The following is an 11,223-nucleotide window of genomic DNA, read 5'->3' on the forward strand; positions in this document are numbered from 1 at the left end:
AGTCACCCGATGCGCCCCGGCGTCGTCCCGCGTCAGGAAGCGCTGCGTCCGCCCCGCGCCAGCACCGCGTTCACGAGGCCCGTGAGCAGCACCAGGCCCGCCGCGATCACCGGCAGCAGCAGGGACGCCTGCGCCCCCGAGGCGTCGGCGACCTGGCCCGTGACCACGGCGCCGGCGGCCTGCCCGACGATCATCGCGGATCCGAGCATCGTCATGACGGTGGCCGACCGATCAACGGGTCCGAATGCGGCGCCCAGGCTGAACTGGGTCACCAGGGTGGGACCGATCCCGCATCCCATCACGGCCAGCGCGACGAGCATGGCCAGAGGGTCCCGCACCCAGAGCAGCATCAGGCTCCCCCCGAACAAGATGCCCGCGAACAGCAGCCAGCGAGCAGGCGGGGAGAACCGGGCGGGCAGCAATGCCACACTGAGCGCCAGGATCGCGGATCCCACCCCGAGCGCTCCGTAGAGCAGCCCCGCCTCCTCCGGGCGCCCGTGCTCGGTCATGAACGCCGTAAGCGAGGTGAGCATCGCCCCGAAGAACACGCCGACGCCGAGCATTCCGGCCACGACGATGAGCAGCCGGGGCCGGAACAGCGCCGACACCCGCGACGTGGCGCGGCCGTCGGCGCCGCGCTGCGTCGACACATGAGCGGCGGTGGGGTGCAGGGCGAACGCTCCCACGAACACGAGGATGAGTGCGGCGGCGAGCACGAGCGGCATCCACGGAGCGATCGCGGTGGCCAGCACACCGACCAGGAACGGCCCGAACACGAACACCGTCTCGTCGGCCGCGGACTCGTACGACATCGTCGACGATGTCGTACGCGCTCTCCGCTCGGCCGGGACGCGCTCGGCGATGATCGTGACCAGCCGCGATCGCGACATCGGAGAGACCTGCGGAGCGGTGGCGCCGATCGCGAACGCGCTGAGCAGCACGAACGGCTCGGCGGCGGACGAGTAGACGACCAGCGTGAACACCACGAGGGCCGCGGCGTTGGCGACAGCGACGACGGCGAGCACGATCCGCTGACCACGGCGATCGGCAGCGGCGCCCAGCAGCGGACCGAAGCACGCGCTGCCGATGCCGACCGCAGCCGAGGTGAGTCCGCCGAGAGCCACCGAGCCGCGGGCTGCGACCACGACGGTCAGCACGCCGACGACCATCATCGCGAACGGCAGGCGGGCGATGAAGGCGATGACGAAGTAGGACAGCCCGACCCTGCGGAACAGGCTGGGAACGGCGGGGACGGGCGAGGTGCGCGAAGAGGTCATTGCGGAACAGGTCTCTGGCGTCGCCGCACGAGGGGGACGCAGTCAGGTGCCGCCGCTTTCCGCCGGAAGAGCCGGCGGCCGGTAATGCACAACGGTGATCGGCCCAGTGTATCGGGAGCGCCATCGTTCGGCGCAGAGCGCATCTCCACGGAGCGCGCCGCTTCTCCTCCCGCCGCGGATGCGCTGGTTAGACTCGGTCGCATGCGCAACTACCTCTTCGCGAGCGGCCTGTTCAGCGCGATCACCGGTGGGATCGCGCTGCTGCGCGGCACCCGGGACGCGCCGATCACCTGGCGCGCCGTCCTGGCGTGGCTGAGCTGGGGAATCACGATCGCCCTCGCGGTCGGAGCCATCGTGGACTTCCGCCGCGACGAGCGCGGTGAGTCCGTGTCTTACGACTCCCCCGTTGCGCCGGTGCAGTACAAGCGCGCGAAGAAGGAGCTGAAGGCCGAGCTCAAGGCGCAGCGCAAGGCCGACAAGGCCTGACCCGGCGCATACTCGCGCCGGCTCGGACGAGCCGCTGCGTCAGACCAGATCGATCTGGTAGTGGATGAAGCCGCTGCGCTCGGCGACGCGGTCGTAGAGGCGCCGTGCCGTGGTGTTGCTCTCCGCGGTGAGCCAGTAGAGCTTGTCGCTTCCGGCGGCCCGCGCCGCCTCGGTCACGTGAGCGATCAGGGCGCGGCCGACTCCTCCGCCACGGACGGAGGGATCCACGAAGAGGTCCTCGAGGTACGTGTAGCCGGTCTTCGACCAGGTGGCCGGGTGCGCGAACCAGTGCACGATCCCGACCGCGCGGCCGTCGTCGTCGCGCGCGATCGCCCCGTGGATCTCGCCGGACGGATCCGTGATCCGGGCGAAGGTCGATGCGGTGACGTCATCGGCGAGCGCGGACTCGTAGAACGTCAGATACGCCTGCCAGAGCGGCAGCCAGTCGTCGCGGTCCGCCGCCGTCAGAGCCTGGATCGTGGTCATGCGCCGATCCTACGGGGCGGCGCTCCGGCCGCAGGACCGGGCGCCGCCGCGTCGTCTCAGCGCGTGAGGATGAGCGCCTCGCCCTGACCGCCGCCGCCGCACAGCGCCACCACCGCGGTGCCGGAGCCGCGGCGCACGAGCTCGTGCGCCATGTGCACGGCCAGCCGGTTGCCGCTCGCTCCGATCGGGTGTCCGATCGCGATGCCGCCGCCGTGCACGTTGACGATCGCCGGATCCAGGCCGAGCACAGCCTCGGAGCGGGCGACCACGGCCCCGAACGCCTCGTTGATCTCGACCAGATCCAGGTCTGCGGCGGTGATGCCCTGCTTCTGCAGCGCCTTCTGGATGGCGTTCGCCGGCTGCTCCTGGAGGGAGTTGTCGGGACCCGCGGTCTGTCCGCTGGCACCGACTGTGACGAGCACAGGCCATCCCTGGGCCTCGGCGTTGGCGCGCGTGGTGACGACGACCGCGGAGGCACCGTCGGAGATCTGCGAGGAGTTGCCCGCCGTGATGGACCCGCCCTCGGCGAACGCCGGCCGCAGCCCCGCGAGCGTCTCCACGGTCGTCTCGGGCCGGATGCCCTCGTCCGCCGTCAGCACCACCGGCTCACCGCGCCGCTGGGGCACGCTGACCGACACGATCTCGCCCTCGAACACGCCGCCGTCCCTGGCGGCGGCAGCGCGCTGGTGCGACCGGGCCGCGACCTCGTCCTGCGCCTCGCGGGTGAGCCCGAAGCGCGGGTTGTGCCGCTCGGTCGACGCCCCCATGCTCTCCTTGTCGTAGGCGTCGGTGAGGCCGTCGTACGCCATGTGGTCGAGCACCTCGACGGATCCGTAGGTCCAGCCGTCGCGGGAGCCCATCAGCAGGTGGGGCGCCCGCGTCATCGACTCCATGCCGGCGGCGACCACCGTGAGCGCGTCACCGGTGCGGATCATCCGCGCCGCGTCGATGATCGCCGTGAGCCCCGACAGGCATACCTTGTTCACGGAGTGCGCAGGCACGTCCCATCCGATGCCCGCCCCGATCGCGGCCTGCCGCGCGGCGTTCTGCCCCGATCCGGCGGCGAGCACCTGCCCGACGATGACTGCGTCGATCTCGGCCGGATCCACGCCGCCCTGCTCGAGCGCGCCGCGGATCGCGAACGACCCCAGCTGCGGCGCCGTGAACGGGGCCAGCTGACCCTTCAGACGCCCCTGCGGCGTGCGCGCCGCCGCGACGATGACGATGTCGTCTGCACTCATGGTCACTCCAGTCCTTCCGCGACCAGCAGCGTCGGCTGGGTCGCATCCTTCACATCCTGCACGCTCACGCCGGGCGCGAGCTCGACGAGCCGCAGTCCCTCGGGCGTGATGTCGATCACGGCCAGATCCGTGATGATCCGATGCACCACCGCGCGGCCGGTGAGCGGCAGCGAGCATTCGTCGACGATCTTCGCGGAGCCGTCGCGGGCGACGTGCTCCATCAGCACGATCACGCGCCCTGCGCCATGCACCAGGTCCATCGCGCCGCCGGGACCCTTGACCATCTTCCCGGGGATCATCCAGTTCGCCAGATCCCCCGTCGCGCTCACCTGCATCGCGCCGAGGATCGCGGCGTCGATCTTGCCGCCGCGGATCATCCCGAAGCTGAGCCCCGAGTCGAAGAACGCGGCTCCGGGCAGCGTGGTGACGGTCTCCTTGCCGGCGTTGATGAGGTCGGGGTCGACCGCGTCCTCCGCGGGATACGGGCCGACGCCGAGGATGCCGTTCTCGGACTGCAGCACGAGGGTCACGCCCTCGGGAACGTAGTTGGGCACGAGCGTAGGGAGCCCGATACCGAGGTTCACGTAGGAGCCGTCGGACAGCTCGCGGGCGGCGCGCGCCGCCATCTCGTCGCGGGTCAGAGCCATGTCAGGCCTCCCTTGTTCCGGCGGAGGCCGAGGGCCGCACGGTGCGCCGCTCGATCCGCTTCTCGATGTCGGATCCGACCTCGACGACGCGGTGCACGAACACGCCGGGCAGGTGGACGTGATCGGGGTCCAGCTCCCCCGGCTCGACGAGCCGCTCGACCTGCGCGATGCAGATGCGGCCCGCCATCGCGGCGAGCGGGTTGAAGTTGCGCGCGGCCTTGTTGAAGATCAGGTTGCCGTGCCGGTCTCCCAGGGCCGCGTGCACAAGCGCGAAGTCGGTGGTGATCGCCTCTTCGAGCACGAAGTCGCGCGGCTGCCCGTGCATCTCGAAGGTGCGCACGTCCTTGGCGGGCGACGCGATCGCGATCGACCCGTCGCCGGCGTAGCGCCGCGGCAGACCGCCCTCCGCGACCTGGGTGCCGACACCGGTCTGCGTGTAGAAGGCGGCGATGCCGGAGCCCCCGGCGCGGAGCTTCTCCGCCAGAGTTCCCTGCGGCGTCAGCTCGAGCTCCAGCTCGCCGGACAGGAACTGGCGCTCGAACTCCTTGTTCTCCCCCACGTATGACGAGGTCATCTTGCGGATCCGCTGCGCGCCGAGCAGCAGACCCAGCCCCCAGTCGTCGACGCCGCAGTTGTTGCTCACCACGCTGAGCCCCGAAGTGCCCTGCACCAGCAGAGCCTGGATGAGCGCGCTCGGGTTGCCGGAGAGCCCGAACCCGCCGACGGCGAGCGAGGCCCCGTCCGGGATGTCGGCCACCGCGTCCGCCGCGGAGGCCCATTGCTTGTCGATCACTCGCCACTCCTTCGTGTGGGATACGACTTCCACTCTGCGCCGGTGCGCCGGGGCGTTCAAGCCCGCGCTTGCGATGTGGTCACCCACGTCAGTAGCGTCCACATCATGGAACAAGCGTCGCCCGCAAAGCGCTCGGTACCCGGCGCCCAGGCGATCGCGCGCGCCGCGGAGCTGCTCCGCCTCGTCACGGCCGCACCCGACGGCGCCGCGCTGCAGCGGCTCGCCGCGACCTCGGGACTCAGCCGCTCGACCGTGCATCGGCTGCTGTCGGCACTGCGCGCGGAGGGCCTCGTGGACCAGGATCCGCAGACCGCTCTCTGGATGCCCGGACCGGAGCTCTATCTCATGGGAACAGTGGCCGCGGCGCGCTACGACATCACCGAGCTCGCCCGCGACATCGTGCGCTCCCTGGCGGTGAAGACGGAGGAGAGCGCGTTCCTCTCGGTACGGAGAGCGGATGAGACCGTGTGCCTTCTGCGCGAGGAGGGCGCATTCCCCATCCGCTCCTTCGTGCTCAGCGAGGGGGTGCGCTTCCCGCTCGGCGTCGCCAGCGCCGGGCTCGCGATCCTGTCCTTCCTGCCCGACCACGATGTGGATGCCTATCTCGGGCGGCACCCCGAGCTCGGCGAGCGATGGGGACGCACGCACACCGAGACACCGCTGCGCCGTCGCCTGGCCGAGACCAAGGCGTGCGGGTACGCGGTGAACCCCGGGCTCATCGTCGAGGGCAGCTGGGGCATGGGGGCCGCGGTGTTCGACCGCGACGGTCGTCCGGAGTGGGCCCTGAGTCTCACCGGAGTCGAGTTCCGCTTCGGCCCCGATCGCCTGCCCGCGCTCGGACGGACGCTGCTCGCGCACGCGCATCAACTCTCCGCCCGGATCGCCGGCCGCGCCGCGCGCTGACCGCCGGGGCCACCGGCCGAGCGCGTCGACGCCCCGGCATGGTCGCTCCGTTCACTGGTCGCGTAATGCGGTTCTGATTGCGCCAGAACCGCAATCTGCGACCAGTGAGCGTGCGAACCCTTGCCATATGCATACCATTGGATATATACTTCAGGTATGAATCACGGCGAGATCCTGCAGTCGATCGTGTTCTCGACGCACACGCTCACCCGCATCGCCGCTCAGGAGGCCGGAAACGACGCTCCTGCCGCGCAGTGGCGGGCACTGAGCCTGCTCGACGGGCAGGACGGGCAACGCGTCGGAGAGCTCGCGAAGGCGAGCCGCACCACGCAGCCCGGGATGACCCGGATGCTCGGCCAGTTGGAGCACGAGGGGCTTGTACTGCGCTCCCCCGACCCCGAGGACTCCCGGGCGACGGTCGTGACGATCACGGCCGACGGGCGTCGCGCCCTTCAGGCATGGCGCGAAGAGTTGCAGCAGATCCTCGCGCCGCGATTCAGCGACCTCGACGACACGGACTGGCAGCACCTGGCCCGCGCCGCGGAGATCCTGCGCACGCATTCGCTTCTGGAAAGGACAGCACGTTGAGTACCACCGGTTCCTCGGTATCGATCTGGAGACAGCCCGCACAGGTGTGGGCGGTCGCCTTCGCCTGCGTCGTGGCGTTCATGGGCATCGGATTGGTCGACCCGATCCTCCCCGCCATCGCCAAGTCCCTCGAGGCGACGCCCGTTCAGACCGAGCTGCTGTTCACCAGCTACCTGCTCGTCACCGGTGTGGCGATGCTGTTCACGAGCTGGATCTCCAGCCGCATCGGGGCCAAGGCCACCCTGCTGATCGGCCTCGCGCTCATCGTGGCCTTCGCGCTGTTCTGCGCGCTGAGCGGCAGCGTCGACGCGATCATCGGCTTCCGCGCCGGCTGGGGCCTCGGCAACGCGCTGTTCATCTCCACGGCGCTCGCGACGATCGTCGGCGCCGCCAGCGGCGGCTCCAGCGCCGCGATCATCCTCTATGAGGCCGCCCTCGGTCTCGGCATCGCGATCGGACCGCTGCTCGGCGGGCTCCTCGGCGAGGTCGCCTGGCAGGGACCGTTCTTCGGCGTCGTGGCACTCATGGCCATCGGCTTCATCGCGGTGCTCACACTGCTGCGCGGACCGTTCGAGAAGCGCGAGCCGGTGCCGTTCTCCGCGCCGTTCAAGGCTCTCGGCCGTCCGGCCCTGAGCGTGCTGGCCGTCGCCGCCCTGTTCTACAACATCGGCTTCTTCGTGCTGCTGGCGTTCTCGCCGTTCCCCCTCGGGTTCAGCGCTATCGGCATCGGCCTGACCTTCTTCGGCTGGGGCATCGCGCTGGCGGTCACGAGCGTCTGGGTGGCGCCGATCCTGCTGCGCCGGATGCCGATCACCCGGATCATCCTGTTCGTGCTGCCGCTGCTGGCGATCGACCTGATCGTCGCCGGAGTCCTGGTGGCGACCCCGATCGCGCTGGTGATCTGCATCATCGTCGGCGGTCTGCTGCTCGGCATCATGAACACCGTGCTCACCGAGGCCGTCATGGAGGCGACGGATCTGCCGCGCTCGGTCGCATCATCGGCCTACTCCGCGGTGCGATTCATCGGCGGCGCCGTCGCTCCTCCCCTCGCCGCGCTCCTGTCCCACCTGTGGGGTGACACCGTGCCCTACCTGTTCGCGGGGGTCTCCGTGCTCATCGCCGCACTGGTGGTGCTCTTCGGGCGCCGTGCGCTCGCGCACATCGACCGTGGCTCGCACGATGCCGCAGAGGATGCGGAGGCGATCCTCATCGGCGACGCCGCCTGAGGATCCGCACCCGACCCGAACGGGTGCCGCGAACGGCCCGTCCCGCACAACGCTGCGCGGGACGGGCTTCGTCGTCGGTGCCGGGCTCTACGCTGGAACCATGCTGATCGGTGTCATCCGCCCTGTCGAATCCAAGACCCACACCGTGCAGGCCGAGGAGCTGGACGAGATCCAGGATCTGCTCGCCGCCGAGACCCCGAAGGGATGGCAGCTCGCCTCGGCCCCCGTCGCGATGGCCAAGAAGGACACCGTGCTGACCGCGAAGGGGACCATCGTGCGCCGTGACGGCGTGCAGGAGATCGAGGCAGACGACATGCCGGCGCTCGAGGCGAAGGTGCCGAGCGGCTATCAACTGCTCTCGGTGCGGGTCGTCTGAGCGCCGGAGCCGATCGTGACCGACCTCGAGGCGATCGCGGCCGACCTGTACGCGGGTCCGCCCGGCGACTTCGTGTCCGCGCGGAACGCCCGCGCGAAGGAGGCGGAGGACGCAGCCGTCGCCGATCGGATCCGGGCCCTGCGGAAGCCGAGCGTCGCCGCGTGGGTCGTGAACGTCTTCGCCCGCGAACGAGCGCAGCAGCTCGACCAGGCCCTCCGGCTGGCCGACGAGCTGCGGGAGGCGCAGGCTGACATCGACGCGGTGACGCTCGCCGAGCTCACCCGCCAACGCCGTGCGCTGACCGAACAGCTCGCCGCCGAAGCCGCCGCCCTGGCGACAGCGCGCGGCGAACGCATCACCACGGCAACCCGCGACGCCGTCCGCCAGACGATCACGGCTGCATTCTTCGATCCCGCCGCCGCCGCGGCCGTCGCATCCGGCCGGCTCGTGCACGAGCTCGAGCCCTCGGCCGAGTTCCCCCTCGACTTCGACACGATCCTGGGCGGCGGCGCACCGTCCGGCCGCCCTACCCCGCCCGAGCCCGTGGACGAGGTCAAAGCCCGGCGGGAGCTGCGGAAGGCCCAGGCCGCATTGCACGATGCCGAGCAGGCTCATGTGCGCGCCACGCGGGAGCTCGGCGCGGCCGACCGCGATGTGCGGGACGCCTCGGGGCGTGCGGCGCAGCTGGACACGCGGATCGCCGACCTCGAGGCCGACCTGGTCCGCGCGCACGCCGCCGCGGTAGCCGCGCGCACCGAGGCCACCGCTGCTGCAGACCGCCGGACTCAGGCCGACGACCGTGCGACGGCGACCGAGAAGGCTGTCGAGGCCGCACAGCGCGCCGTCGATGCGCTGAACGCCGAAGCCTGAGCCGGCCCGGCCTGAGGCGCCTCACCGACGCTTAGCGGCCCAAGGGGCGACTCGTCAACCCCACCCCTTCACCGCCGGATCTGTGGGACTCTAGAGGAGTTCCCCACATGCGATCACTCGGATCGCGCCTCTTGGCACGGGTTTCCGTGGCGACGAACAGGCGAAACGGGTGACCCCTCATGGGCGTACTTTTCTACGGCAGTGCCGAGCACGCGATCGAGATCGACGACGTCGCTCTCGCACACCTCAAGGTCGTGATCGCGACCAAGCTCCGACGGAACGAGAGCTTCACGCTGTCGTGGATGCACGACAGCGGCCAGCCCCTCGGCCGGTCCACGATCTGGCTGCATCCGTCCATCGAGCTGCGGTTCGCGTTCGAAGAACCGACTCCCCCGCCGCTCGATCCGGCGAGGATCCAGGCATACGCGAACTCCGCGAACACGTCCGGCGGCATCCTCGTCCCGGAAGAACACATTCTCGGATCGAGCCGCGGTGTCGTACTCACGGCCTGAGCTCGCCGGCAACCCGCAGGAGTGATCAGCCTGCTCCGTCCCGGTGCGGGCCTCGAGCTCCCTGGAGCGCAGAAAAGCCCCGGTAGATGGCGAGATCTAATCGGGGCTTATCCGTGCACCCCCTCGGACTTGAACCGAGAACCCACTGATTAAGAGTCAGTTGCTCTGCCGATTGAGCTAGAGGTGCGTATCTGGCCGGTTCCCCGGCCGAGGAATCACATTACCAGCGGATCCGACGGAAGCGAAATCGGGGCCGGGTCCGCGTGCATCCCTGGCGTGTCGTCCGCCCGGAGTGCGCTCTGGGCCGCGTTCGCCCAGGGTTCCTCCGCTCGCCGCCGGTATCCTGAAGACGTGTCTGAGACCCGCGCCGAAGCCGATTTCCAGAGCGACCTCGACCTCGCTCTCCGCCTTGCCGATGCCGCCGACGCGCAGTCGCTGCCGCGCTTCGACGCCGCAGATCTGAACGTGTCGCTCAAGGCCGATCGCTCCCACGTCACGGATGCGGATCTGGCGACGGAGCGCGCGATCCGGGAGATCCTGCAGGCCGAGCGCCCGGAGGACGGGATCCTCGGTGAGGAGTACGGCACCTCGGGCGACACGCACCGGCAGTGGATCGTCGACCCGATCGACGGCACCGCGAACTTCCTTCGCGGCGTGCCCCTGTGGGGAACGATGATCAGCCTCGCCGTCGACGGTGTGGCCCGGGTCGGTGTCGTCAGCATGCCGGCGCTCGGCCGACGCTGGTGGGCCGCCCCCGGCCTGGGCGCCTGGGCTTCGACCGATGCGGAGCCGCGCCGGATCCGGGTGTCGGAGGTCGCGGACCTGGATGACGCGAGTGTGAGCTTCCAGAGCATCTCCCAGTGGGACGAGGCCGGGCATCTCGACACGCTCATCGCCCTGAGCCGGCGCGTGTGGCGCGACCGCGCCTACGGCGACGTGTTCTCGTACATGATGCTCGCCGAGGGCCGCATCGACATGGTCGCGGAGTTCGGCGTCAAGGAGTACGACATCGCGGCGGCTTTCGCGATCGTCGCCGAGGCGGGCGGCACGGCCACGGCGTTCGACGGCGCGCCCACGCTCTCCGGGCGCTCGGCGCTCGCCACGAACGGCGTCTTGCACCCGGCGTTCCTGGAGCAGCTGCGCACGTCGGTGGCGCAGCCCGACCCGGCGGGACAGCAGAGCCCGGCCGCTCCCTGATGCGCCTCCTCGCACGCGTGATGCTGCCGCTGGGGCTCGCTGTCGGCGTGCTCACGGCAGCCACCGCGTGCGGCGGCGGCGCCTCCCCCGGCGTCACGGCCAAGCCCACGCCGGACGCGACGAGCACCGTCCCCGAACCGGCGGCGCAGCCGTCGACGGATGCGCCGGCGACCCCTCCCGCCGCGCTGAGCTGCGAGACCCTGATCCCGTCCGACACCGTCGTCGCCCTGCACAAGCAGGGGTGGGCCGCGATGAAGCGCGACTTCGCCTTCGGGCCGGATGCGCTGCCCGGCGGCATCGAGTGCCTGTGGTCGGATCCGGCCACCGCCTCCGACCGCGGTCTGCTGTACGGGTGGGCGCCGATCTCCTCCGCCGAGGCGAAAGCCCGCCAGGAGCAGCTCATCGCATCGGGCTGGACCCGTGAGGACAGCGACCGGGGTGTGTACATCACGGCCGATCCGCGCGCCTCGCTCAGCAAGGACGAAGACGGCTACGGCATGACCTATCTCTTCGGCCCGGGCTGGGTGACCGTCTCCGATACGAAGCAGGGCCTGGTCCTGATCGAAACCCGGGGATGATCGCGAGTTGCCCGCCACCCCGCGGCCTTCTACTGTCGAGAGC

At 70.5% G+C, this 11,223-nt stretch carries 14 protein-coding genes and 1 tRNA gene; 9 read left to right on the forward strand and 6 right to left on the reverse strand.

The window, feature by feature from the left end:
• Positions 1-32 precede the first annotated feature (32 nt).
• Positions 33-1,277, reverse strand: a complete 1,245-nt coding sequence (locus tag AC1DCT_RS03800) for an MFS transporter (protein ID WP_477427567.1) — start codon at positions 1,275-1,277, stop codon at positions 33-35.
• A 201-nt stretch (positions 1,278-1,478) separates the two neighbouring features.
• Between AC1DCT_RS03800 and AC1DCT_RS03805 the strand changes: the two genes are divergently transcribed.
• Positions 1,479-1,763 (forward strand): hypothetical protein, encoded by a 285-nt coding sequence (locus tag AC1DCT_RS03805; protein WP_440732074.1) that lies wholly within the window; start codon positions 1,479-1,481, stop codon positions 1,761-1,763.
• 39 nt (positions 1,764-1,802) lie between these two features.
• Here the strand turns inward: AC1DCT_RS03805 and AC1DCT_RS03810 are convergent, their stop codons facing one another.
• Genes AC1DCT_RS03810 through AC1DCT_RS03825 form a run of 4 tightly spaced genes read right to left on the reverse strand, consistent with a single transcriptional unit; the run spans position 1,803 to position 4,930 of the window.
• On the reverse strand, positions 1,803-2,249 hold the full coding sequence (locus AC1DCT_RS03810; RefSeq protein ID WP_440732075.1) for a GNAT family N-acetyltransferase: 447 nt from the start codon (positions 2,247-2,249) through the stop codon (positions 1,803-1,805).
• Between the two features lie 56 nt (positions 2,250-2,305).
• Positions 2,306-3,490 carry an acetyl-CoA C-acetyltransferase gene (locus AC1DCT_RS03815; RefSeq protein ID WP_441976151.1) on the reverse strand — a complete coding sequence of 395 codons (1,185 nt, stop codon included), beginning with the start codon at positions 3,488-3,490 and terminating at the stop codon, positions 2,306-2,308.
• A 2-nt stretch (positions 3,491-3,492) separates the two neighbouring features.
• Complete coding sequence (locus tag AC1DCT_RS03820) at positions 3,493-4,137, reverse strand: 3-oxoacid CoA-transferase subunit B (RefSeq protein ID WP_477427569.1); 645 nt, start codon at positions 4,135-4,137, stop codon at positions 3,493-3,495.
• Position 4,138: 1 nt separating this feature from the next.
• Entirely contained in the window at positions 4,139-4,930 is a 792-nt protein-coding gene (locus tag AC1DCT_RS03825) for a CoA transferase subunit A (protein ID WP_477427571.1), read from the reverse strand.
• Between the two features lie 105 nt (positions 4,931-5,035).
• On the opposite strand from AC1DCT_RS03825, the gene AC1DCT_RS03830 reads away from it, so the two are divergent.
• The 6 genes from AC1DCT_RS03830 to AC1DCT_RS03855 all read left to right on the forward strand — a co-directional run bounded on the left by AC1DCT_RS03830 (position 5,036) and on the right by AC1DCT_RS03855 (position 9,405).
• Entirely contained in the window at positions 5,036-5,833 is a 798-nt protein-coding gene (locus AC1DCT_RS03830) for an IclR family transcriptional regulator (protein WP_477230633.1), read from the forward strand.
• A 156-nt stretch (positions 5,834-5,989) separates the two neighbouring features.
• Positions 5,990-6,421 carry a MarR family winged helix-turn-helix transcriptional regulator gene (locus AC1DCT_RS03835; RefSeq protein ID WP_477230634.1) on the forward strand — a complete coding sequence of 144 codons (432 nt, stop codon included), beginning with the start codon at positions 5,990-5,992 and terminating at the stop codon, positions 6,419-6,421.
• Positions 6,418-7,647: an MFS transporter gene (locus AC1DCT_RS03840; RefSeq protein ID WP_440732080.1), complete on the forward strand. Its 1,230-nt coding sequence runs from the start codon at positions 6,418-6,420 to the stop codon at positions 7,645-7,647. The genes AC1DCT_RS03835 and AC1DCT_RS03840 overlap by 4 nt, the downstream gene beginning before the upstream one ends.
• Positions 7,648-7,747: 100 nt before the next feature.
• On the forward strand, positions 7,748-8,023 hold the full coding sequence (locus tag AC1DCT_RS03845; RefSeq protein WP_477427572.1) for a hypothetical protein: 276 nt from the start codon (positions 7,748-7,750) through the stop codon (positions 8,021-8,023).
• Between the two features lie 15 nt (positions 8,024-8,038).
• Positions 8,039-8,893: a transposase gene (locus AC1DCT_RS03850; protein WP_477427574.1), complete on the forward strand. Its 855-nt coding sequence runs from the start codon at positions 8,039-8,041 to the stop codon at positions 8,891-8,893.
• 179 nt (positions 8,894-9,072) lie between these two features.
• Complete coding sequence (locus tag AC1DCT_RS03855; protein WP_440732083.1) at positions 9,073-9,405, forward strand: DUF7882 family protein; 333 nt, start codon at positions 9,073-9,075, stop codon at positions 9,403-9,405.
• 114 nt (positions 9,406-9,519) lie between these two features.
• Here AC1DCT_RS03855 and AC1DCT_RS03860 read toward each other — a convergent pair.
• Positions 9,520-9,592: transfer RNA gene (locus AC1DCT_RS03860), tRNA-Lys, on the reverse strand.
• 164 nt (positions 9,593-9,756) lie between these two features.
• Here AC1DCT_RS03860 and AC1DCT_RS03865 point away from each other — a divergent pair.
• Both AC1DCT_RS03865 and AC1DCT_RS03870 read left to right on the forward strand, forming a co-directional pair.
• Positions 9,757-10,602, forward strand: coding sequence for an inositol monophosphatase family protein (locus tag AC1DCT_RS03865; RefSeq protein WP_477427576.1), 846 nt, complete (start codon positions 9,757-9,759; stop codon positions 10,600-10,602).
• Positions 10,602-11,180 carry a hypothetical protein gene (locus AC1DCT_RS03870; protein ID WP_477427578.1) on the forward strand — a complete coding sequence of 193 codons (579 nt, stop codon included), beginning with the start codon at positions 10,602-10,604 and terminating at the stop codon, positions 11,178-11,180. Before AC1DCT_RS03865 ends, AC1DCT_RS03870 begins: the two co-directional genes overlap by 1 nt.
• Positions 11,181-11,223 lie beyond the last annotated feature (43 nt).

Source organism: Microbacterium sp. 10L49 (genome assembly GCF_056395125.1).

Bases quoted from the DNA above. Each gene is read 5' to 3' on its own strand.
- AC1DCT_RS03815 (WP_441976151.1), bottom strand. From the start codon at position 3,490: ATGAGTGCAGACGACATCGTCATCGTCGCGGCGGCGCGCACGCCGCAG.
- AC1DCT_RS03830 (WP_477230633.1), top strand. From the start codon at position 5,036: ATGGAACAAGCGTCGCCCGCAAAGCGCTCGGTACCCGGCGCCCAGGCG.
- AC1DCT_RS03835 (WP_477230634.1), top strand. From the start codon at position 5,990: ATGAATCACGGCGAGATCCTGCAGTCGATCGTGTTCTCGACGCACACG.
- AC1DCT_RS03800 (WP_477427567.1), bottom strand. From the start codon at position 1,277: ATGACCTCTTCGCGCACCTCGCCCGTCCCCGCCGTTCCCAGCCTGTTC.
- AC1DCT_RS03820 (WP_477427569.1), bottom strand. From the start codon at position 4,137: ATGGCTCTGACCCGCGACGAGATGGCGGCGCGCGCCGCCCGCGAGCTG.
- AC1DCT_RS03845 (WP_477427572.1), top strand. From the start codon at position 7,748: ATGCTGATCGGTGTCATCCGCCCTGTCGAATCCAAGACCCACACCGTG.
- AC1DCT_RS03855 (WP_440732083.1), top strand. From the start codon at position 9,073: ATGGGCGTACTTTTCTACGGCAGTGCCGAGCACGCGATCGAGATCGAC.
- AC1DCT_RS03810 (WP_440732075.1), bottom strand. From the start codon at position 2,249: ATGACCACGATCCAGGCTCTGACGGCGGCGGACCGCGACGACTGGCTG.
- AC1DCT_RS03870 (WP_477427578.1), top strand. From the start codon at position 10,602: ATGCGCCTCCTCGCACGCGTGATGCTGCCGCTGGGGCTCGCTGTCGGC.
- AC1DCT_RS03805 (WP_440732074.1), top strand. From the start codon at position 1,479: ATGCGCAACTACCTCTTCGCGAGCGGCCTGTTCAGCGCGATCACCGGT.